Genomic DNA, 21,175 nt, shown 5'->3' on the forward strand with positions numbered 1-21,175 from the left:
CTCCGCGATGACGATGAGTCGCATGACGAACAGGCGTCCCACCAGCCCCAGCGGCCACGTCTTCACCAGGCGTCACGTCCTGTCGGCCGGTGTGCTGGCCGGTCTGGCGGCGGGTGTCGCGGCGGCGACGCCGGGTCTGGCCCAGGCCTCGCCGTTCGACCCGGACGCCGCGGACGGCCCCGCGCTGGACCGCGTCCGCACGCAGGGTGATCCGGACTTCCACCCGGTGCGGTTCCGGCTGCCCGAGCCGACCGGGCGCAAAGCGCTCGGGACGACGGCGATCCACTTGATCGATCGGTCCCGGCCGGATCCGAGTATGCCGAGCGGGCAGCGGGAGCTGATGATCAGCCTCTGGTACCCGGCGGGCATGTTCGGCCAAGCACCGTTCGCGAAGTACATGCCGCCGCGGACCGCGGTCGAGGTGGACGACCTGTGGACGGGTGACTACGGGCTCGCCCTGCCGAGCGGTTCGTTCGACTTCGCGAACACCGAGACGCATGCGCGCGTCGACGTACCGATGCAGCGGCTGCGGCATCCCGTCGTACTGTTCTCTCCCGGCTACCGGTACAGCCGGTTCGTGAACACCGCGCAGGTGGAGGATCTGGCCGGGCGCGGGTACGTCGTGGTCACTATGGACCACTCGCACGAGACGCCGGTGGAGTTCCCCGGCGGGCGCTTCCTGCCCGGTGCGCCGACCGCGGAGCCGGCCGATCCGGCGGAGATCCGGAAGGCGGTCGAGACCCGGACCGCGGACGCGCGGTTCGTGCTGGACGCGTTGGAGCGGCTCGCCCGCGGCGAGAATATCGATGCCGAGGGCAAGGATCTCCCGGACGGGCTGGCGGAGGGGCTGGAGCTGCGCAAGGTCGGCATGTTCGGGTTCGCGCTCGGCGGTTACACGGCCGCGAACACGATGCTCGAGGACGAGCGGGTGCTGGCCGGGCTCGACCTGGACGGCACGCTGCAGGACGACCGGCTGAAGGGCCCGCTCGGTGAGGTCGCGGAGAAGGGGCTGGACCGGCCGTTCCTGCTGTTCGGCTCGGCCGAGACGCAGCGGACCGATCCGGGCAAGGAGTACTACGACAGATCGTGGGCGACTTTCTGGGAGGCGCAGCGCGGCGGGAAGCTGAACCTGACGCTGGCGAGCACGAAGCAGCGGGCGTTCACCGACTACCAGTTCATCTTCTCCCAGCTGTTCCATGAGATCTACGGCGAGGACCCGATCATCACGTCGGTGATGAAGGCGCTGGTGGGCAGCGCCAAGCCGGCGCGGAGCGTGCTCGCCCAGCGCGAGTACGTCGCCGCTTTCTTCGGCCAGACACTGCGCCGCCGCCCGTCTCTTCTGCTGCGCGGAGACTCCTCCAAGTTCCCCGAGGTCCGCTTCGCCCGCTGAGACGGCGTACGCTCGTTAGGCGCCCAAGGGCAGTCTGTGGCAGTCTCGCGACGCGCGGTGACGGTGGGTTGTTCGCCACTTTCTGGAACCCTGAGGGGCATAAAGGGGGCCGCAGCGGTTACCGTGCGTTGAGAAATGCGTTGCCGTCGGCCGTACCCTGTCCTCGGGCAGGGTCGGTCTGTGCCCGGGGGAACAGACGACGGAGTAGGGGCGTTGTCGGCAGGACGAGAGTAGGGAGCGCAGTGGCAGGGGCAGCAGGGACGAAGACAGCCGCAGGGACCCGTCTGGTGATCGTCGAGTCGCCGAAGAAGGCGCGGATGATCGCCGGTTTCTTGGGGTCCGGGTACGTGGTGGAGTCCAGCTTCGGCCACATCCGCGACCTGCCGAGCGGGGCGGACGAGATCCCCGCCAAGTACAAGGGCCTCCCGTGGGCCCGGCTCGGCGTGAACGTCGAGGACCACTTCGACCCGCTGTACGTCGTGCCCGCCGACAAGAAGGCCCAGATCCGTAAACTCAAGGACCTGCTCAAAGGCGCCGACGAGCTCTTCCTGGCGACAGATGAGGACCGCGAGGGCGAGGCGATCGCCTGGCACCTGCTGGAGGAGCTGAAGCCGACCGTCCCGGTCAAGCGGATGGTCTTCCACGAGATCACCCCGAAGGCGATCCAGGACGCGGTCGGCAACGCCCGCGACATCGACGAGGACCTGGTCGACGCGCAGGAGGCCCGCCGGATCCTCGACCGGCTGTACGGCTACGAGGTCTCGCCGGTGCTCTGGAAGAAGGTCATGCCGAAGCTGTCGGCGGGCCGGGTGCAGTCGGTTGCGATCCGGATGGTGGTGGACCGCGAGCGCGAGCGGATCGCCTTCCGGAGTGCATCGTACTGGGACCTCGACGCCACGCTGGACGCCGGTGAGAGCCGGACGCCGCGGCAGTTCCCCTCCCGCCTGGTCTCGGTGGACAGCAAGCGGGTGGCGCAGGGCCGCGACTTCAGCTCGACCGGTGAGCTCAAGGGCGCGAACACGGTTCATCTGAACGAGCAGACCGCGACCGCGCTGGCGTCCGCGCTGCGTGACTCGCAGTTCACCGTCCGGTCGATCGAGTCCAAGCCGTACACCCGCAAGCCGTACGCGCCGTTCCGGACCACCACGCTGCAGCAGGAGGCCGGCCGCAAGCTCGGCATGTCCGCGTCGCAGACCATGCAGGTCGCCCAGCGGCTGTACGAGAACGGCAACATCACCTATATGCGTACCGACAGTGTCACGCTGTCGGACACCGCGATCACCGCGGCCCGGGCCCAGGTCCGGGAGCTGTACGGCGCGTCGTACCTGCCGGACAAGCCCCGCGTCTACACCTCCAAGGTGAAGAACGCCCAGGAGGCGCACGAGGCGATCCGGCCGGCCGGCGAGGTCTTCCAGACCCCGGCGCAGACCGGCCTGAGCGGCGCCGAGTTCCGGCTCTACGAGCTGATCTGGATGCGGACGATCGCGTCCCAGATGAAGGACGCCGCCGGGAACAGCGTGTCGATCAAGATCGACGCGACCGCCTCCAGCGGTGAGAAGTGCGAGTTCACCTCGTCCGGCCGGGTGATCACGTTCCACGGGTTCCTCAAGGCGTACGTCGAGGGGCAGGACGACCCGTCCGCCGGCAGCGACGACCAGGAGACCCGGCTGCCCAACGTCGAGGAGGGCGATGTCCTGCCCGCGATCGACGTTCTCGCCTCGGGCCATGAGACGACGCCGCCGGCACGCTACACCGAGGCCACGCTGGTCGGTGGGCTGGAAGAGCGGGAGATCGGGCGGCCGTCGACGTACGCCTCGATCATCGGCACGATCCAGGCCCGCAAGTACATCTACAAGAAGGGCCAGGCGCTGGTTCCGGCCTGGCTGGCGTTCGCGGTCGTCCGGCTGCTCGAGGAGCACTTCACCCGGCTGGTGGACTACGCGTTCACCGCGACGATGGAGGACGTGCTCGACGAGGTCGCGGCCGGTGACCTGCAGCGTGAGGGCGTGCTGTCCCGGTTCTACTTCGGCGACGACAACCTCGAGGGCCTGAAGTCGATGGTGACCGACCTCGGCGACATCGACGCCCGGGAGATGTCGACGTTCCCGGTCGGCGGCGACGACAGCGGGATCGTCGTCCGCGTCGGACGGTACGGGCCGTACGTCGAGGACAAGGACGAGCGGCGCGCGAACGTGCCCGAGGACCTGCCGCCGGACGAGCTGACCGTCGACAAGGCGAAGGAGCTGCTGGAGCAGCCGTCGGGTGTCGAGCACGAGCTGGGTACGGCGCCCGACACCGGTCTGCGCGTGGTGGCCAAGGCGGGCCGGTTCGGGCCGTACGTGACCGAGGTCCTGCCGGAGGACGCGCCGAAGAGCGCGAAGCCGCGGACCGGGTCGCTGCTGAAGTCGATGACCCTGGAGTCGATCGGGCTCGACGACGCGATGAAGCTGCTGTCGCTGCCGCGCGTGGTCGGGAAGGACCCGGAGTCCGGTGACGAGATCACCGCGCAGAACGGGCGCTACGGGCCGTACCTGAAGAAGGGCACGGACTCGCGGTCGCTGTCGTCCGAGGAGCAGATGTTCGACATCACGCTCGAGGAGGCGCTGGCGATCTACGCCGAGCCGAAGCAGCGGGGCCGGCGGGCCGCCGCGCCGCCGCTGAAGGAGCTGGGCGAGGACCCGGAGTCCAAGAAGCCCGTGGTCGTGAAGGAGGGTCGCTTCGGTCCCTACGTCACCGACGGGGAGACGAACGCGACGCTCCGCAAGGACGACTCGGTCGAGACCATCTCGCTGCTGCGTGCGGCCGAGCTGCTGGCGGAGAAGCGCGCCCGCGGTCCGGTGAAGAAGACGGCGAAGAAGGCCGCCAAGAAGACCGCGGCCAAGAAGACGACCGCCAAGAAGACGACTGCGGCCAAGAAGACGACTGCTGCGAAGAAGACGGCGGCGAAGAAGACCGCCGCCAAGAAGACGACCGCCAAGAAGACGGCTGCGAAGAAGAGCTGACCGGCCTCAGCCGCCGACGCTGCTGAAGCCGCGGATGATGAAGTAGAGCACGAACGCGAAGAACGCGATGAAGAGGATCGCGACCGGCACCGCCACCCACAGCGGCGGCCGCCGGGCGCGGAGCGAGGCGCCGGTGGTCTGACTGACCACCTCCTTCGCGACGACGCGGCCGTTGCGCCACTTCCCGGCGACGGTCACCTCTTCGCCGTCGGCGACCTGACCCTCCAGCGACAGCCCGCGCAGCTCGACCAGCACGGGCTGCAACTGCTTGCCGACGGCGTCGTGCTGCTCGAGCTGGAAGGTCAGCACCTGGACGGAGCCGTTCTCACCGCGCAGTTCGGAGCGGAACTGCACGTTCCGCACCACACCGCTCAGCTCGGCGGCGCCGCGGCGTACGACGGCGTTCGACTGATCACTCATCGCAGTTCCCCAAGGTGTGAGACGTCGTACGCGGAAAGTACATTGGTTTGGGTGCTCACCGGGGGACGGCTCGGTAGCTGAAGCCCGATTGCAAAGGAGCGCCTGTGACGAGTGCGGTGGAAGTCAGCGCGCAGCGGTTGCGGGAGCGTGGGGAGCGGGTCACTCCGGCGCGGCTCGCGGTGGTGGAGGTGCTGGCCGGCACCGAGGAGCACCTGAGCGCCGAGCAGATCGGTGAACGCGCCGAGCAACTCCGTCCGGGGATCCACCGCGCCACCGTGTACCGGGCGCTCGACGCGCTGGGTGAGTTCGGTCTGGTCACGCATGTGCATCTGGGCCGGGCGGGTACGACGTACCACCTGGCCGGGGACCTCGCGCCACGGCACCTGCACCTGCGCTGCTCCGAGTGCGGCACCGTGTACGACGCGCCCGGCGACGTCCTGGAGTCCGCCCGGAAGAAGCTCGCCCGCGAACTCGGCTTCCATCTCGCCCCCGAGCAGGTGGCCCTGGTTGGAGTCTGCAAGAACTGCGCCGAGAGCACCTGACCCAAGCTCTGGGCGCAGGGGCCGAGCGGGCTTACGCTGACGCCGGACACGTTTGTCACGGCCCAGGCCATTCCCGTGGTGAACCCTCCGCTTGCCCGGACCTGGGCCGCGCGGAGAGGAGTCCCCCGTGCGTTCCCTGCGACGATGTCTGATCCTGGCCGCTGCCCTCGCGCTCAGTGCGATCGGAGTTCAAGCCGCACAGTCCCAGACGGTGACCGACGCTCTCGTCAGCGTTGCCAGCCCCACCAACCTCCACCCCCGGAACTCGTCCAACGAGCCGTCCCTGGCGGTCAGCGCCATCCGGACGAATGTGCTCGCCGCGGGTTCCAACGACCTGGTCGACATGCAGCCCTGCTCGCGGTTGGCCGCCACGGAACATGCCGCCTGCTCGTTCCCGCTGGGTACCTTCAACCTTGGCGTCGGCCTGTCCGCGGTGCACTTCTCCTTCGACCGCGGCCACACCTGGATCCAGCCGACCTACTCGGGCCTGACAGCAGCCGACTGCAGCCCGACCGTCGAGCCGTGCGTCGCGCACGTCGGCTCGATCCACACCGTGCCCAACTACTACGAGAACGGCCTGCGCTCGCGCAGTGACACCGGCGTCGCCTTCGGGCCTGCGCCCGGACCGAACGGGTTCTCCTGGGCCAATGGCGACCGGCTGTACTTCTCCAGTCTGGCCACGAACCTCACCGACACTGTGATCCGGAACGGGACCGGCCAGAACAGCAATTTCGCGGTGACCGTGTCGAGCATCGACAACGTGACGCCGGCCCGGATCGCCAACCAGGCGAACTGGTCGAGGCCCTACTTCGCCGCACCGCATGCGGCGTTCAGTGCTGGCCTGGACAAGGAGCAGATCTGGGCGGACAACGCCGAGTCCAGCCCGTTCTTCGGCAATGCCTACGTCTGCTACTCGGACTTCCACAGCTTCAGCCAGGGCAACGCCTTCCCGCTGAAACCGATGGTGTCCACGTCCCGTGACGGCGGCGTCACCTGGAAGCAGCACCAGGTCGCGCCGGCCATCGCCAACGCCAGGCAAGGCGCGTACGACGGCTGCACCGTGCGGACCGACAGCCACGGTGTCGTCTACGTGTTCTTCACGCACTTCGGCGGGACGAGCCTGGCCGGCTTCCACACGGTGATCAAGTCACTGGACGGCGGTCAGACCTGGCGGAAGCCACAGGATGTCGTGGCGATCACGGATCCCTGCTTCCACAATGACCCGGTGACCGGGCGGTGCGTCATCGACGGTGTCGCGGGGGCCCGGACCGACCTCTCCGTGATGCCGAGCGTCGACATCGCGAACGGGGCGCCGACCGGTGTGGACGCGACCAACGAGATCGTGGACGCCTGGGTCGACGGGCGGGACGGCCCTGACCACGAGCGGGCGTTCTTCGCGTACTCGATCAACGGGGCGGCCTCGTTCAGTACGCCGACACCGATCTCGCCGCCAGGAGACATCACGGCGTACGCCGCGCCGGCCATCAGCCCGAACGGCAATCGCGTCTACGTGGTGTCGCAGGCGTTCACGTCGCCGTTCCAGGCGACGACGACCAACCCACGGCCAGAGCATGGAGTGCTTCAGACCGCCGCTATCGGGGCAGGTGGTGCCCCGGGCGCCTGGACGACGGAGTACTCCGGACCGCTCGGTGACGCGCGTGGTTCGTCACAGGGCCGGATCCTGTACAACGAGTTCCTCGGTGACTACGTCTATGCCATCGCGACGCGCGCCTACGGCGCCGGAGTATGGACGGACGTCCGCCGCACTGCCGACTGCCCGGCCTTCGACGCCTGGCGTCAGGCGTCCGCGAATGCCGGCACGGTCGTCCTGCCGGCGCCCTGGCCGCTGGGAGACTGTCCGGCGGCCTTCGGCAACAACGACATCTTCAGCGCCACTACCGGATAGGAAGTGCACCGGACAGCCCTGGCCAAATGAGGCCAGGGCTGTCCATATCTGTTGATCGGTGTGGAGTTGTGAACGGGATGGGCTTAGGGTCGACTCCTGTGACGGACTATGTCGAGGACTTTGCTTCGGGCTTGAACGTGCGGGCGCCGCGGGCCTGGCTGGATGACGACTCCGGGCGTGTGGCGCTCAGCGGGGACTGGAGCTTCCGGCTGTCCCCGACCGTGGCGGATGCGCCGGACGACCTGAAGGACCCGGACACCTCCGGCTGGGACACGATCGCGGTCCCGGGCCACTGGCAGCTGAGCGGGTACGGCGCGCCGGCGTACACGAACGTGGTCTACCCTTTCCCGCTCGAGCCGCCGTACGTGCCGACCGACAACCCGACCGGCGACTACGTCCGGACCGTGACGGTGCCGGCGGACTTCGAAGGCGCCCGCATCGTGCTCCGGTTCGAGGGCGTGGACTCGCGGTTCGCGGTGTACGTGAACGGCGAACGGGTCGGCTGGTCGTCCGGCTCCCGGCTGCCGTCGGAGTTCGACGTCACGTCGTTGGTTGCTCCGGGCAAGGAAGCGCGGATCGCGGTCCGTGTCCACCAGTGGTCGACCGGCAGCTACATCGAGGACCAGGACATGTGGTGGCTGTCCGGGATCTTCCGCGAGGTCAACCTGCTTGCGTTGCGCCCGGACGCGCCGACCGATGTCTTCGTCAAGGCTGCGTGGGACCACGTCGACGGCGCGGGCACGCTGCTCGTCGAGTCCGACGTACCGGGCACCGTGACCGTCCCCGAGCTCGGGCTGGAGCTGCCGACCGGCGAGCACACCCGGGTCGAGGGCGTGCAGCCGTGGAGTGCCGAGGTGCCGCGGCTGTACGACGCCGTACTGCGGACTGCCGGTGGTGACGTGCGGCTGCGGATCGGGTTCCGGACCGTCGCGATCGTCGACGGGATCTTCACGGTCAACGGCAACCGGGTGCTGTTCAACGGCGTCAACCGGCACGAGTTCCACCCGGACCGGGGCCGCTCGCTGACCGAGCAGGACATGCTGGACGACGTACTGATCATGAAGCGGGCCGGGATCAATGCGGTCCGCACCAGCCACTACCCGCCGCACCCGCACTTCCTGTCGCTGTGCGACGAGTACGGGCTGTACGTGATCGACGAGTGCGACCTCGAGACGCACGGGTTCGGGTACGAGCCGCAGCCGCCGAAGCTGCCGAACCCGGTGATGGACGAGCGGTTCCGCGACGACATGGTGCTCCGGATGCGCCGGACCGTCGAGCGGGACAAGAACCACCCGTCGATCGTGATCTGGTCGCTCGGCAACGAGTGCGGGATGGGCGACAACCTCAAGGCGATGTACGACCTGGTCAAGGAGCTCGACCCGTCGCGGCCGGTGCACTACGAGCGGGACCGGGATGCCGAGTTCGTCGACATCTACTCGAGCATGTACACCTCGCCCGAGGGTGTCGCGGAGATCGGCGAGGACACGTCGTCGTACCGAGGACTGCCGTTCATCCTCTGCGAGTACGGGCACGCGATGGGGAACGGGCCGGGCGGGCTGGTCGACTACCGCGAGGTTTTCGAGAAGTACCCGCGCTGCCAGGGCGGGTTCATCTGGGAGTTCATCGACCACGGCCTCCGGACCACGATCGACGGCCGCGAGGTCTACGCGTACGGCGGGGACTTCGGGGAGACGATCCACGACGGGAACTTCGTCTGCGACGGTCTCCTGTTCCCGGACCGGACGCCGTCGCCCGGCATGCACGAGTACATCAAGGTGATCGAGCCCCTGCGCGTCGTTGCTGATGGCAACCGTGTGTCGATCACCAACCGCTACGAGGTCCTCGACACCAGTCACCTGAGCTTCAGCTACGTCGTCGAGACCGAGGGGGAGCAGGTGGACTCCGGGAGCCTGTCGGTTACCGTGATCGCACCTGGCGAGACCGTGACGGTCGAGCTGCCGTCGGTGGACCCCTCGAAGTCCGAGACCTGGGTGACCGTGACCGCTTCTTTGACCGAGGCGACGTCGTGGGCGGAGGCCGGACACCGCATCGCGTGGGGCCAGATCCGGCTGGACGAGCCTGCTGCCGCCGAGGTTGTGGTGAACGGCTCTCCGGCCACAGGTGAGGCCGGGATCGACGGGATCACGGTTGCCGGCGTGAAGAACGCTCGGCTGGATGTCTGGCGGGCGCCGATCGACAACGACGCGATTCCCGGTGTCGCCGCGGCCTGGCGCGAGGAAGGGCTGCACCGCGTGCAGCACCGGATCGTGTCGCAGGGCGAGCGCGCCGGGGCCTGGGAGGTCGTCACCCGGACCGCGCCGCCGCAGTTGCAGTGGGGCCTGCGCAGCACCTGGCGCTGGACCGCTGTCGAGGACGGCGTGGTGCTCGAGCTGAACGTAGTACCGGAAGGGCTGTTCCCCGAGGTGCTGCCGCGGCTCGGCATCACGTTCGAGCTGCCGAAGGTGCGGCGGGTCGAGTGGTTCGGCACCGGCCCGAACGAGGCGTACGTCGACACCCGCGAGGCCGCCGCGGTCGGCAAGTACTCCGCCACGGTCGCCGAACTGCAGACGCCGTACGTTCGCCCACAGGAGAACGGCCACCGCATCGACACCCGCTGGGCCACGCTCGACGGCCTGCGGATCGAGGCGGTCGACCAGCTCTTCGGCCTGACCGTCCGCGACTGGACGTCGGCCGACCTGGAGAACGCGACCCACACCGCGGCCCTCACCCCGGGCGACACCACCCACGTCACCATCGACATCGCCCAAACCGGCGTAGGCACCGCCGCCTGCGGCCCCGCCCTCCCCGACCGAGACAAACTCAAAACCGCCCCGGCTAACCTGACCCTCCGCTTCAGGAACGTGTAACGAGCGGACCTGGGCCACTCACCAACCGGCACACCCCAGGCTCACCACCAACCCGGTCACGTACCACCGACCGGGTTGGTGAGTGCGGCAGGTCCGCCCTCAGATGGCGATGGCTGGGCGGGGGTGTACTCGGTTGGTGGGTGGGTGGTATGCCGACCAGGCTTGGGTTAGGCGGTGGATGGCTTCGGTTAGGTCGGCGGGACGGGCGCGGAAGTGTAGGCGGACGTAGGCGTCGCTGGCGCCGGTGACGTCCAGGCCGGAGCCGGGGAGGATGGCCAGGCCGTGGCGGAGGGCGGTCTGGGCGAAGGACGTGCCGTCGCCGTACGGCAGGCGGGCCCAGATGCACTGGCCGCCTGTCAAAGGTGTGGTGTGCCAGGTGGGGAGGGCCCGGGTCAGAGCGGCAAGTAGGTGGTCGTGGCGGGTCTTGAGGGTTTCGTGCAGGGCTGGGCCGTCCAGGAGCGGTAACAGGTGTACGGCGGCCAGCTGGGTCGGGACGTTGCCGCCTAGGTCGTGGACTGCGCGGAGGCGGGCCAAGCGGTTGATCAAGGGCGGCGTTGCGCGGATCCAGCCGATCCGCAACCCGCCCCAGATGCTCTTGCTGAGTGAGCCGATCGAGATCACGGAGTCGCCGTACGCCGCTATCGGCGTGGGCAACGCCTCGCCAGGGAACCTGAGGTCGGCCGGCACCTCGTCCTCGATCACCGGGATCCCCACACCGGACACCCGCTGACGCGCGAGTGCCGACATCACTGAGCCGGTCGGGTTCTGGTACGTCGGGATCACGTAGGCAAGCGCCGGTCGCCGCTCCCGGATCGCCGCCTCGAGGCCCTCGAGTCCCACCGGCAGACCACGCAGTACGGCGCCGTCCTCTCGGAACACCTCCAGCGCGCCCGGGTACGTCGGCGCCTCGACGAGCACCTGGTCCCCAGGCGACACCAGCGCGTGAGCCAGCAGGGACAGGGCCTGTTGACCGCCGTTCGTCACCAGAATCTGCCCAGGACCGGTTGGCACGCCGCGAGCCGAGTAGCGATCCGCCAACGCCTCGCGGAGCGCTGGGTGACCGTACGGGTAGTAGCCGATGTCGTCGGTGACGCGGGCGAGCTCTGGCGCGATCTTGGCGAACGCTTCCGCCAGTTGCGGCGGCGGATCACCTGGTGCGGCACAGATGGCCAGCAGTACGTCGTCGTCCCGGGCCTCCAGGGAGTCCAGGAAGATCGGGTCGATCGGAGCGTCCTCGACCTGGCCGTTTCGAGGTACACCGGCGACGCGTGTGCCGCTGCCCTGCTTCCGGGTGATGCGCCCTTCCGCCCGAAGCAGGTCGTAGGCGGCGACCACCGTCGTACGGCCGACCGCCAGAGCACCTGCGAGCGCGCGGTCCGGTGGAAGTAGCACGCCCGGCGGGAGTTCGCCGTCGTCGATCAGTTGCCGCAGGCGGGCCGCGAGCAGCACGTACAGCGGGCCGCGGCCGGACGACCAGCGGCCCAACCGGTCGACTACCTCGATTGGTCTCATCTGCGAACCAATTCTGCCGGATTGGCTCTCCACCGACCAGTGCGAGTCCAGAACGATGGCGGTATGCCGACCTTTCCGAGAAACCCGATCATGTCCCTGACCGCCGAGCAGCCGCGGCACGAACTGGGGGAGAGCTACGGCCCGGACCTCCGGCTCGCGGACCTGCTCACACCCGAACTGGGCGACCTCGAACTCGGCTATGGCACAGCGGCCGGTGACGTGAGGCTCCGTACGGCGATCGCCGACCGGCACGGCGTACGGCCCGAGGACGTGGTCGTCACTGTGGGCGGGATGCACGGGATCTTCCTCCTCGCCTACTTGCTGGAGGGAGAAGTGGTGACGACGGCGCCCCAGTTTCCGATGACGCGCAACGCGTTCGACACGGTCGGTGCGTCGGTCCGGGTCGTTCCGCTGACCTTCGACGAGGGCTACCGGCTCACTGCGGACGCGGTGCGCGGGCAGCTCACCCCACAGACCAAGCTGGTGAGTCTGGCAACGCCCCAGAACCCGTCCGGTGTCGCCGTACCGCTGGAGACCCTGCGCGAGATCGTCGAGGCGATGAGCGAGATCTGCCCGGATGCGTACCTGATGGTGGACGAGACCTATCGGACCGCGGCGTACGGCGACGATCCGATCGTGGACACGGCACTCCGGCTCGGGCCGAAGGTGGTGTCGGTCGCGTCGCTCTCGAAGTGTCACGGGGCGGCGGGGTTGCGGATCGGGTGGGTGATCAGCACGGACAGCGACCTGGTCGAGCAGTTGACGACGGCGAAGTTCAGCACGGTGGTGTCCGCCTCCACGGTCACGGAGGCGCTGGCGATTCGGGTGTTCGAGCAGGAGGACGAGATCCTCGCCGTACGGCGGCCTTGGCTGGAGCAGAACCTGCTGATCACGCAGGACTGGGTCAACGCGAACAGTGAGCTCGTCGAGTGGGTTCGGCCGGATGCCGGGGCGTTGTGCGTGATCCGGCTCAAGTCGTCGGTCGATCTCGAGCGGTTCCGGCGTACGGCGGCGGAGGCCGGCGTCCGGCTGGCCGAGGGGGACTGGTTCGGGGACGAGCCGCGGGTGTTCCGCCTCGGGTTCGGCTTCCTGCCCGCGGGCGAGTTGAAGGCCGCACTGGACGCACTCGGCGAAGCCCTCCACGCCGCCCGCCGATGATGCGCTGCGATGCGCTGTCCGACCCGCCCACTAGGCTGGCGGTGTGCCGGAGGTTTATGACCCGTTGACCGATCCTGCACCGGCGCACGATGTGCGGGCGGTGTTGCGGATCCGGGCGTTCCGGCGGCTGTGGATCGGGTTCGGGCTGTCCAGCCTCGGGGACTGGATCGGCCTGCTGGCGCTGACCGCGATGGCGAAGTCGTTCGCCGGCGACGACTACCAGGCGGCCAACTTCGCGATCGGCGGCGTGCTGTTCCTGCGCGTGCTGCCCGCCCTGGTGATGGGCCCGGTGGCGGGCTGGATCGCGGACCGGCTGGACCGGCGCTGGACGATGATCGTCGGCGACCTGATCCGGGCCGCGTTCTTCGTCAGCATCCCGATCGTCGGCACGCTGACCTGGGTGCTGGTGGCGACCGTGCTGATCGAGATCGTCAGCCTGGTCTGGGGTCCGGCCAAGGACGCCAGCGTGCCCAACCTGGTGCCCCGGCACCGGCTCGAGGCGGCCAACCAGCTCAGCCTGATCACGACGTACGGGACCGCGTTGCCGGCCGCGGTCATCTTCACCGCGATCACGCTGGTGTCGCGCTGGGCCGGCGACTTCGCCATCGACCTGGCCGTGTACGTGAACGCCGCGACCTTCGTCATCTCGGCGTTCGCGATCGTGTCGGTCGCCGAGATCGGTCGCGCGATCCACGAGCACGAGGACCATCCGACGCTGTGGCGGACCGTCGTCGAGGGCTGGTCCTACGTCACCGGCACTCCGGTGGTTCGCGGCCTCGTGATCGGGATCTCCGGCGCGTTCGCGGCCGGTGCGGTCGTGATCGGCCTCGGTCGCACGTACGTCGAGGGGCTGGGCGCCGGCGACCCCGGGTACGGCGTGCTGTTCGGTGCCGTGTTCGGCGGTCTCGCGCTCGGCATGGGGTTCGCGCCGCGGATCTTCTCCGGGTTGTCCCGGCGCCGGCTGTTCGCGGCCGGGCTGGTCGGGTCCGGGATCTGCCTGGCCGGGCTGGCGTTGATCCAGCAGATCGAGATCGCCACGATGATCGCGGTCCTGCTCGGGTTCTGCGCGGGCGGCTCGTGGGTCTCCGGGTACACGTTGCTCGGTCTCGAGGTGCCGGACGCCGTGCGCGGGCGGACGTTCGCGTTCGTGCAGTCCGCCGTCCGCACGGTGCTCGCGATCACGCTGGCGATCGCGCCGTTCGCCGCGGGCGCGATCGGCCGGCACACGTGGACGATCGGCGGCCGTTCGGCGACGTACAACGGCGCTTCGATGACGATGGTCGCGGCGGCCGTCCTGGCCGGGGTGATCGGCCTGCTCGCCTGGCGGCAGATGGACGACCGCCCGGGCGTTCCGTTCTGGCGCGACGTACGGCGCAGTTTCGGCAAGACGCGTGGTGACTATCCGACGACCGGCCTGTTCATCGCCCTCGAGGGCGGTGAGGGCGCCGGCAAGTCGACGCAGTCCGCGCTGCTGGTGAAATGGCTGGAGGAGCAGGGCCAGCAGGTGCTCCTGACCCGCGAGCCCGGAGCGACCGAGCTCGGCAAGACACTGCGACAGATCGTCCTCGACCCCGCGACCGGTGACATCTCGCACCGCGCGGAGGCGCTGCTGTACGCCGCCGACAAGGCCGAGCACGTCGACTCGGTGATCAAGCCGGCGCTGAAGTCCGGCGCGGTCGTGATCACCGATCGGTACGTCGACTCCGCGCTGGCGTACCAGGGGTCCGGGCGGGACCTGGACCTGTCCGACGTCGAGCGCGTGAATCGTTGGGCCACCAACGACCTCCGTCCGAACCTCACGATTCTGCTGGACCTGCCGCCGAAGAAAGGGCTCGGCCGGTTCGCCGAACGGGACCGGATCGAGGCGCAGTCCGACGCCTTCCACGAGCGGGTGCGGAACGCGTTCCTCGAGCTGGCTGCCGCCGAGCCCCAGCACTACCTGGTTCTCGACGCGACCCAGGACCGCGAGGACATCGCGCAACAGATCCGCGCCCGGCTGCAACCGATGCTTCCCAAGGTGAGCTTATGAGTGTTTGGGACGACCTGGTCGGGCAGGAGCCCGCGGTCGCCGTACTGCGGAAAGCTGTCGAAGGCGCTGCTGCCGTACTGCGGGGTGAGCGAGGTCCTGCGGTCGCCGGGATGACGCACGCGTGGCTGATCACCGGGCCACCCGGATCCGGCCGGTCGAACGCGGGTCGCGCGTTCGCGGCCGCGCTGCAGTGCAAGAACAACGGCTGTGGCGAGTGCAACGAGTGCCGTACGGCGCTCAGCGGCGCGCACCCGGACGTATCGCTGATCCGCACCGAGCTGCTGTCGATCCGGGTCAGCGAGGTCCGCGAGCTGGTCCGCCGGGCTGCGATGAGCCCGACGCAGGGCCGGTGGCAGGTGATGGTCGTCGAGGACGCGGATCGGCTCACCGAGCAGGCCGCGGACGCGTTGCTGAAAAGCATCGAGGAGCCGTCGCCGCGGACCGTCTGGGTGTTGTGCGCGCCTACCGTCGAGGACGTCGTCCCGACGATCCGGTCCCGCTGCCGTCTGCTGGTGCTGCGGACGCCGCCGGTCGCCGCGGTTGCGGAGATGCTGAGCCGGACCCTCGACATCGGCCAGGACCTGGCCTGGTTCGCGGCGCGGGCCGCGCAGGGGCACATCGGCCGGGCGCGGGCGCTGGCCCGCGACGAGGCGGTGCGCGAGCGGCGGAACAAGGTGCTCGAGGTGCCGTTCGCGCTGCGCGACCTCGGGGCCTGCCTGAAGGCGGCGCAGCGGCTGGTCGAGGCGGCCAAGGAAGAGGCCAAGGCCAGCGCGGAGAAGGTCGACGAGAAGGAGCGGGCAGCGCTCGAGCAGGCGCTCGGCGTCGGCACGAAGGGCGCCCGGCCGCGCGAGGCGAACGCGGCGCTGAAGGAGCTCGAGGAGCAGCAGAAGGCCCGCGCCAAGCGGTGGGAACGCGACGTTCTGGACCGTTCGCTGGTCGACCTGATGGCGCTCTACCGCGATGTGCTGGTGGTGCAGACCGGGGCCGGCAGCGAGCTGATCAACGCCGAGCTGCAGCGCAACATCGAGCAGCTCGGGAGCCGGACGACGCCCGAGCAGACGGTACGCCGGATCGACGCGATCGCGATGTGCCGGGACGCGATCGAGGCGAACGTGGCGCCGCTGGTCGCCCTCGAGGCCATGACGGTCGGACTGTTCGAGGGCCGCAGCGACGGCTTCACGATCCCCAGGCGCCCGCAGCGCTGAGTCGTGCATCACGCCACGTCCGATAACTGGGCGGAACGTGTAACACCGAGACCCGTGGGTCCGATGACTGGGTGACTGGGCGGAGCGGTCCGCCCGGCCTCACCCTGCCGTGAAATGGACCCCAATGACCGTGCTTATGCCACGCCTCCGGCGCAGCGGGTCATGGGGCTGTGACTCCCAGCCTTCCCTCGTCGCTCCAGTCGCTTCGCTCCTTCCGCTCCTCAGTCCAGGCCGGGAGGCCCCATGACCGGGCCGCCCTCCCCGATGCAGCCTGCGCGGCAGTCGTTGCCGTCGGCTGAGTCGTGGTTGGAGGGCATTCCGACGCCGAAGGGGCGGCAGGACGGGTACGCCGTCGCGGCGTTCGCGGTCAGCCTGCCCGGGCTGGTGCCGATCGCGGTCGTGCTGGCCGGGGTGGCGCTGCGGCGGATCAAGCGCGCCGGCGGGCACGGGAAGCGGCTCGCGTACGGCGCTTTGGCAGTGTCGCTGTGCTGGGTGATCGCGATCGGTGTCGCGGTCACGCTCAACCTGGTCGGCGAGCACCGGCGGGGCATCGGCAAAACCGTGTCGATCTCGCAGGTGGAGGTCGGCCGTTGCTTCGACGCGGACCTCGAGGCCGCGACGCTGCGGCTGGTACGGATCGCGGACTGCGCCGCGGCCCACACCGGAGAGGCGTACGCGAAGGTGCAGGCCGCGCTGGTCGGGTTGTCCACCGCGCAGACCGGGACCGTCGCCACACAGCAGTGCGCCGGCGCGTTCGTCGAGTTCGTGGGGACGCCGTACGAGCGGTCCGAGCTGGACATGTACTACGTCGTCCTCGACGACCGCGCTGTTGCTGACGGCAACGTCCTGTGTCTGGTCGGCATCCCCGGGACCCACCTGACGGGTACGATGCGCGGATCACAGCGGTAATGCCCGCGGGGGATTCAGTGGGGGTAGTAGCGTGAGTCAGCCACCGTACGGCCCGGAGCCGGAACGACCAGAGGACGACCGGCCACAGGATCGGCCGCACGATCCGACGCGGGCGTTCCCGACGTACGGACGGCCGCAAGCGCCTGGGGGACCTGGAGCGCCCGGTAGTGCGCCCGGTGATGCGCAGGGCGGGGCGCCGTGGGCTGCGCCTGGGCAGCCGTCGTACGGGTCGCAGCAGTCGCCGTACGGGCAGGCCCCCGGTGGTCAGGCGTACGGGCAGGGTTACGGGCCCGGGCAGTATCCGCCGGCCGGGCAGGCGCCGGGGCCGTACGGATACGGCTATGGGTACGGCGGTTACGGCTACAGCGGCTCAGGTGGGACGAACGGGCTGGCCACCGCGGCGCTCGTGACCGGGCTCGGCGGGTTCGTCATCGGGGTGTCCGCGCCGGTGGCGATCGGACTCGGCATCGCCGCGCTGGTGCAGATCAACCGGAACAAGCAAGAAGGCAAAGGGATGGCGATCGCCGGTCTGGTGATGGGATCCCTGGTGACGCTCGGCTACACGCTGCTGATCGTCCTCTTCGTCGCGCTCGGTTCCTCCGACGACGACTACAGCGGACCGGATCCGGTGACGTCGTCCAACTCGGGTCCGACCACGTACGTCGACGAGCTGGCGGTCGGCGAGTGCTTCGACGAGGGCGGAGAAGAGGACGAGGTGGTCCGACAGCCCTGTCCGGACGAGCACGACGGCGAGGTCGTGGGGGTCGTGACGCTTCCCGGTGCGACGTACCCGGGTGACAGCGCCATCAACAAGCAGGCTGACCGCGCTTGCGGACCGGTGTTCGGCACGTACGTAGGGAAGTCGCGTGACCAGTCCGAGCTGTATCTGGACTGGTGGACGCCCAGCAAAGGCGCCTGGAACGACGGCGATCATCGGGTTCTGTGCGCCGCGTTCGGCCCTGACGACGACAAACTCACCGGCACCGTGAAGAACAGCCACCGGTAGGGGCGTAACCCGCGCGCCGGGGGCGGTGAACAGGCTATTTCCTGTGTAGGGCGACCACTTCCTGTGCAACGCCCCGTACTCTGACCCCGTGGGCATGGTGATGGCGGTGTCGTTCGAGCGGTACGGGCGGCTTTACTACCTTGACCCGGGTGAGTTTCGGCCTCGGGTGGGGGAGAAGGTGCTGGTGCCTACCGACGACGGCCCCGAGGTGGCGGAGTGTGTGTGGGCGCCGCAGTACGTGACCGAGGACATCGGTGGGCTGCCGTTGTGCGCGGGGATCGCGACCGCCACGGACCTGGACCGCGACGAACAGAACCGGCAGCGGCGCGCGGACGCGCGGGTGATCGCCAAGCGGACGATCCGCGAGCACGACCTGCCGATGAAGGTGGTCGGGATCGATTTCGTCGACCGGCGGCCGGATATCGACCAGTTGGTGATCGTGTACTTCTCGGCGCCGCACCGGGTCGATTTCCGTGAGCTCGTCCGGGATCTGGCGCGGGCCCTGCGGGCGCGGATCGAGCTGCGGCAGGTCGGCGCCCGCGACGAGGCGCGGTTGCAGGGCGGTATCGGGCCGTGTGGGCGGGACCTGTGTTGCGCGACGTTCCTGAAGGACTTCGAGCCGGTCAGTGTCCGGATGGCGAAGGACCAGGACCTGCCGCTGAACCCGTTGAAGATCTCCGGCGCCTGCGGCCGCCTGATGTGCTGCCTGAAGTACGAGCACCCGCTCTACCAGGAGTTCAACGCGAAGGCTCCGGCGCTCGGGACGGCGGTGGAGACCCCCGCGGGTGATGGAGTGGTGGTCGGGCACAACGTGCCGAGCGACACCGTGGTCGTCCGGCTCGCGGCGTCGGGCCGGCGCTGCGCGTGCAGCCGGGCGGACGTCTGCTCGCCGCGGCAGCAGTACGAGGCCTCGGATACGACGACCCCGGACGCAGCACCCGTCGTACCGGAAGCGAGTGCAGCGCCCGAACAGCCGGAGCCGACCGAGGAGCGGCGGGCGCGGAAACCACGCCGCCGGCGCCGCCTGCACCATGACGACGAGGGAGAAACCGCGCAGTGAGATTCCGCAGGTCGACCGTGCTGGTGGCAACTCTGGCGGTGCTTGCGAGCGGATGTGGGGTAGCGAGTCGCGCGCAGGACGCCGACGGCGGTACGGCGCCCGGCGTCGGCAGTAACCCGCCCAGCGGACCGGTGGGCCCGATCCCGGCCGGACTGGAGAAGTTCTACCAGCAGCAGCCGGACTGGGAGCGCTGCGGCACCAACCAGCAGTGCGCGACCATCGAGGTCCCGCTGGACTACACCAAGCCGACCGGCCAGACGATCGAGCTGCGCGCCCGGAAGGTGCTCGCCAAGGACCGCGGCGGCCGGATCGGCACGTTGTTCATCAACCCGGGCGGCCCCGGAGCGTCTGGGCAGGACTTCGCCGCGCAGGCGCCGATGCTGTTCGGGTCGTCGCTGCTGCGAAAGTTCGACATCATCGGCTGGGACCCGCGGGGCGTCGGTGAATCCACCCCGGTGAAGTGCTTGGACACCGCGCAGCTGGACGCGATGATCGCCGCCGACGGGAGCCCGGACACCCCCGCCGAGGTCGCCGACGTCGAAAAGCAGGCCAAGACCTTCGTGGCCGGCTGCAAGCAGCGCTCCGGTGAGCTCCTGCCGCATGTGAACACCAAGGACGCCGCCCGCGACATCGACGTACTGCGCGGCATCGTCGGGGATCCGCAGCTCTACTACCTGGGGATGTCGTACGGCACCTACCTCGGTGCGACGTACGCCGAGTTGTTCCCGAAGAACGTCGGCCGGCTGGTGCTGGACGGCGCAGTCGACCCGGCGATCTCGTCCCAGCAGATGGGGATGGCGCAGGCGAAGGGCTTCGACAAGGCGCTGGACGCGTTCGCGGAGGACTGTGCGCAGCGCTCCTGCAAGCTGGGCAGCAGCAAGAACGAGGTGCTGGCCAAGGTCGACAAGCTGATCAAGGACAGCGACGCGCATCCGCTGCCGGGCGACGGGCAGCGCCAGGTCACCCAGGCCCTGGTCGTCCTCGGTCTGGTCTACCCGCTGTACCTGAAGGAGTTCTGGCCGCGGCTCGAGGACGCCGTCGTCGACGGGCTCGCCGGGAACGGCGCGCGGCTGCTCGCGATGGCCGACGAGTACACCGACCGCAAGCCGTCCGGATACTCCGACAACGCGAACGAGGTCCAGATCGCGGTCAACTGTTCCGACCGGCCCGACGTCACCTCGATCGCGCAGCTCCAGGCGGAGGTGCCGGAGTTCAAGGCCGCCTCGCCGCGGTTCGGGGAGTTCCTCGCCTGGTCGTCGGCGTCCTGCATCAACTGGCCGGTGAAGCCGACGGACAAGCCGCACCAGATCAAGGCGGCCGGCTCGAAGCCGATCATGGTCCTCGGTACGACGCGCGACCCGGCCACGCCGTACGAATGGGCGGTCGGTCTCGCCCACCAGCTCGAGAACGGCATCCTCGTCACCCGCGAGGGCGACGGCCACACGGCGTACCTGTCGGGCAACGCCTGCGTGAAGAACGTCGTGGAGAGCTACCTCGTGCAGGGCAACACGCCCGCCGCCGACATCAAGTGTTAGTTCGGGCGGTCGTCGCCCGGGTCGACCGGGAGTTTGAGGGTGTCGGTGGCCTGCTGGAGGACAGCACGCAGGCCGGCCTCGTCCTGCGGGCGGCCGCCGACGGTGATCTCGACCGCTGACGTCTTGCCGTCGTCGAGCGAGACCCAGCGCGACAGACCCATCCGGGGACCGCGGCTCTGGTCGACGTACGTGTAGACCAGCGTGCCGTTGTCGCGGCTGAGCACCTTCAGGCCGGGCTCGTCGATGCTGCGCTCACGGTTCGCGACCAGCTCGTCCGGGGTCTGCTTGCTGCCCCGTGTGTCGAACCGGATCTGCCAGACGCCGGTCGGGTCGACGAACTTCGGGCGGGTGCCGCTCTGAGCGCTCTTCCACCCGGCCGGGACCTCGGACGACACCGGGTCGTCGTCGGTGCCGAAGTTCTGGACGACGTACTGCAGCCCGTCGGCCTGCAGTCCGTCTCCACGGCTCGGGGTGCCGGACGGCGACGGACTCACGATCCCCACCGGCGTGTCGTGGGCGGTGAACGGATTGCCACCGTTCACGGCGACGACTGTGCCGAACACGGCGACACCGACGGTCATTCCCGCCAGCGTCATCAGCAGCGCCTGGTGCCTGGGCGTGAGCATCCCGACCT

General features: G+C 69.3%; 15 protein-coding genes. 12 read left to right on the forward strand and 3 right to left on the reverse strand.

The annotated features are described in order from the left end of the window. The first annotated feature begins 22 nt into the window (after positions 1 to 22). Positions 23 to 1,390 (forward strand): alpha/beta hydrolase, encoded by a 1,368-nt coding sequence (locus EV137_RS20185; RefSeq protein ID WP_134130333.1) that lies wholly within the window; start codon positions 23 to 25, stop codon positions 1,388 to 1,390. Positions 1,391 to 1,632: 242 nt separating this feature from the next. Then, positions 1,633 to 4,392 (forward strand): type I DNA topoisomerase, encoded by a 2,760-nt coding sequence (topA, locus tag EV137_RS20190; protein WP_255517814.1) that lies wholly within the window; start codon positions 1,633 to 1,635, stop codon positions 4,390 to 4,392. 6 nt (positions 4,393 to 4,398) lie between these two features. On the opposite strand, the gene EV137_RS20195 is transcribed toward topA, so the two are convergent. Beyond that, on the reverse strand, positions 4,399 to 4,812 hold the full coding sequence (locus EV137_RS20195; protein ID WP_134002554.1) for a hypothetical protein: 414 nt from the start codon (positions 4,810 to 4,812) through the stop codon (positions 4,399 to 4,401). A gap of 104 nt (positions 4,813 to 4,916) precedes the next feature. Here EV137_RS20195 and EV137_RS20200 point away from each other — a divergent pair, with 104 nt between their 5' ends. From EV137_RS20200 to EV137_RS20210, 3 genes are all read left to right on the forward strand, one after another. Beyond that, on the forward strand, positions 4,917 to 5,354 hold the full coding sequence (locus tag EV137_RS20200; protein ID WP_134002556.1) for a Fur family transcriptional regulator: 438 nt from the start codon (positions 4,917 to 4,919) through the stop codon (positions 5,352 to 5,354). A gap of 127 nt (positions 5,355 to 5,481) precedes the next feature. Continuing rightward, positions 5,482 to 7,260, forward strand: coding sequence for a sialidase family protein (locus tag EV137_RS20205; RefSeq protein ID WP_134130334.1), 1,779 nt, complete (start codon positions 5,482 to 5,484; stop codon positions 7,258 to 7,260). A gap of 98 nt (positions 7,261 to 7,358) precedes the next feature. Further along, positions 7,359 to 10,127, forward strand: a complete 2,769-nt coding sequence (locus tag EV137_RS20210; protein ID WP_238175445.1) for a glycoside hydrolase family 2 TIM barrel-domain containing protein — start codon at positions 7,359 to 7,361, stop codon at positions 10,125 to 10,127. A 99-nt stretch (positions 10,128 to 10,226) separates the two neighbouring features. Here EV137_RS20210 and EV137_RS20215 read toward each other — a convergent pair whose 3' ends face one another. Then, positions 10,227 to 11,639 carry an aminotransferase-like domain-containing protein gene (locus EV137_RS20215; protein WP_134130336.1) on the reverse strand — a complete coding sequence of 471 codons (1,413 nt, stop codon included), beginning with the start codon at positions 11,637 to 11,639 and terminating at the stop codon, positions 10,227 to 10,229. A 63-nt stretch (positions 11,640 to 11,702) separates the two neighbouring features. Between EV137_RS20215 and EV137_RS20220 the strand changes: the two genes are divergently transcribed. From EV137_RS20220 to EV137_RS20250, 7 genes are all read left to right on the forward strand, one after another. Then, positions 11,703 to 12,797: a pyridoxal phosphate-dependent aminotransferase gene (locus EV137_RS20220; protein ID WP_134130337.1), complete on the forward strand. Its 1,095-nt coding sequence runs from the start codon at positions 11,703 to 11,705 to the stop codon at positions 12,795 to 12,797. A gap of 43 nt (positions 12,798 to 12,840) precedes the next feature. Further along, positions 12,841 to 14,826, forward strand: coding sequence for a dTMP kinase (gene tmk / locus EV137_RS20225; RefSeq protein ID WP_134002565.1), 1,986 nt, complete (start codon positions 12,841 to 12,843; stop codon positions 14,824 to 14,826). After that, positions 14,823 to 16,031 (forward strand): DNA polymerase III subunit delta', encoded by a 1,209-nt coding sequence (locus EV137_RS20230; protein ID WP_134002567.1) that lies wholly within the window; start codon positions 14,823 to 14,825, stop codon positions 16,029 to 16,031. Before tmk ends, EV137_RS20230 begins: the two co-directional genes overlap by 4 nt. 243 nt (positions 16,032 to 16,274) lie before the next feature. Continuing rightward, on the forward strand, positions 16,275 to 16,940 hold the full coding sequence (locus EV137_RS20235) for a DUF4190 domain-containing protein (protein ID WP_134002569.1): 666 nt from the start codon (positions 16,275 to 16,277) through the stop codon (positions 16,938 to 16,940). 31 nt (positions 16,941 to 16,971) lie between these two features. Then, positions 16,972 to 17,946, forward strand: a complete 975-nt coding sequence (locus tag EV137_RS20240; protein WP_134130338.1) for a DUF4190 domain-containing protein — start codon at positions 16,972 to 16,974, stop codon at positions 17,944 to 17,946. Positions 17,947 to 18,040: 94 nt separating this feature from the next. Then, positions 18,041 to 19,006: a PSP1 domain-containing protein gene (locus EV137_RS20245; protein WP_134130856.1), complete on the forward strand. Its 966-nt coding sequence runs from the start codon at positions 18,041 to 18,043 to the stop codon at positions 19,004 to 19,006. After that, positions 19,003 to 20,541: an alpha/beta hydrolase gene (locus EV137_RS20250; RefSeq protein WP_134002573.1), complete on the forward strand. Its 1,539-nt coding sequence runs from the start codon at positions 19,003 to 19,005 to the stop codon at positions 20,539 to 20,541. The genes EV137_RS20245 and EV137_RS20250 overlap by 4 nt, the downstream gene beginning before the upstream one ends. On the opposite strand, the gene EV137_RS20255 is transcribed toward EV137_RS20250, so the two are convergent. Beyond that, a complete protein-coding gene (locus EV137_RS20255; RefSeq protein ID WP_134002575.1) occupies positions 20,538 to 21,167 on the reverse strand; it encodes a hypothetical protein in 630 nt (209 codons plus the stop codon). The two genes, EV137_RS20250 and EV137_RS20255, sit on opposite strands and share 4 nt — an antisense overlap. Positions 21,168 to 21,175: the final 8 nt, after the last annotated feature.

This window comes from Kribbella pratensis (genome assembly GCF_004366075.1).
Taxonomy (GTDB): Bacteria; Actinomycetota; Actinomycetes; order Propionibacteriales; family Kribbellaceae; genus Kribbella; species Kribbella pratensis.

Bases quoted from the DNA above. Each gene is read 5' to 3' on its own strand.
- EV137_RS20185 (WP_134130333.1), top strand. From the start codon at position 23: ATGACGAACAGGCGTCCCACCAGCCCCAGCGGCCACGTCTTCACCAGG.
- EV137_RS20195 (WP_134002554.1), bottom strand. From the start codon at position 4,812: ATGAGTGATCAGTCGAACGCCGTCGTACGCCGCGGCGCCGCCGAGCTG.
- EV137_RS20215 (WP_134130336.1), bottom strand. From the start codon at position 11,639: ATGAGACCAATCGAGGTAGTCGACCGGTTGGGCCGCTGGTCGTCCGGC.
- EV137_RS20220 (WP_134130337.1), top strand. From the start codon at position 11,703: ATGCCGACCTTTCCGAGAAACCCGATCATGTCCCTGACCGCCGAGCAG.
- EV137_RS20230 (WP_134002567.1), top strand. From the start codon at position 14,823: ATGAGTGTTTGGGACGACCTGGTCGGGCAGGAGCCCGCGGTCGCCGTA.
- EV137_RS20235 (WP_134002569.1), top strand. From the start codon at position 16,275: ATGACCGGGCCGCCCTCCCCGATGCAGCCTGCGCGGCAGTCGTTGCCG.
- EV137_RS20245 (WP_134130856.1), top strand. From the start codon at position 18,041: ATGGTGATGGCGGTGTCGTTCGAGCGGTACGGGCGGCTTTACTACCTT.
- EV137_RS20255 (WP_134002575.1), bottom strand. From the start codon at position 21,167: ATGCTCACGCCCAGGCACCAGGCGCTGCTGATGACGCTGGCGGGAATG.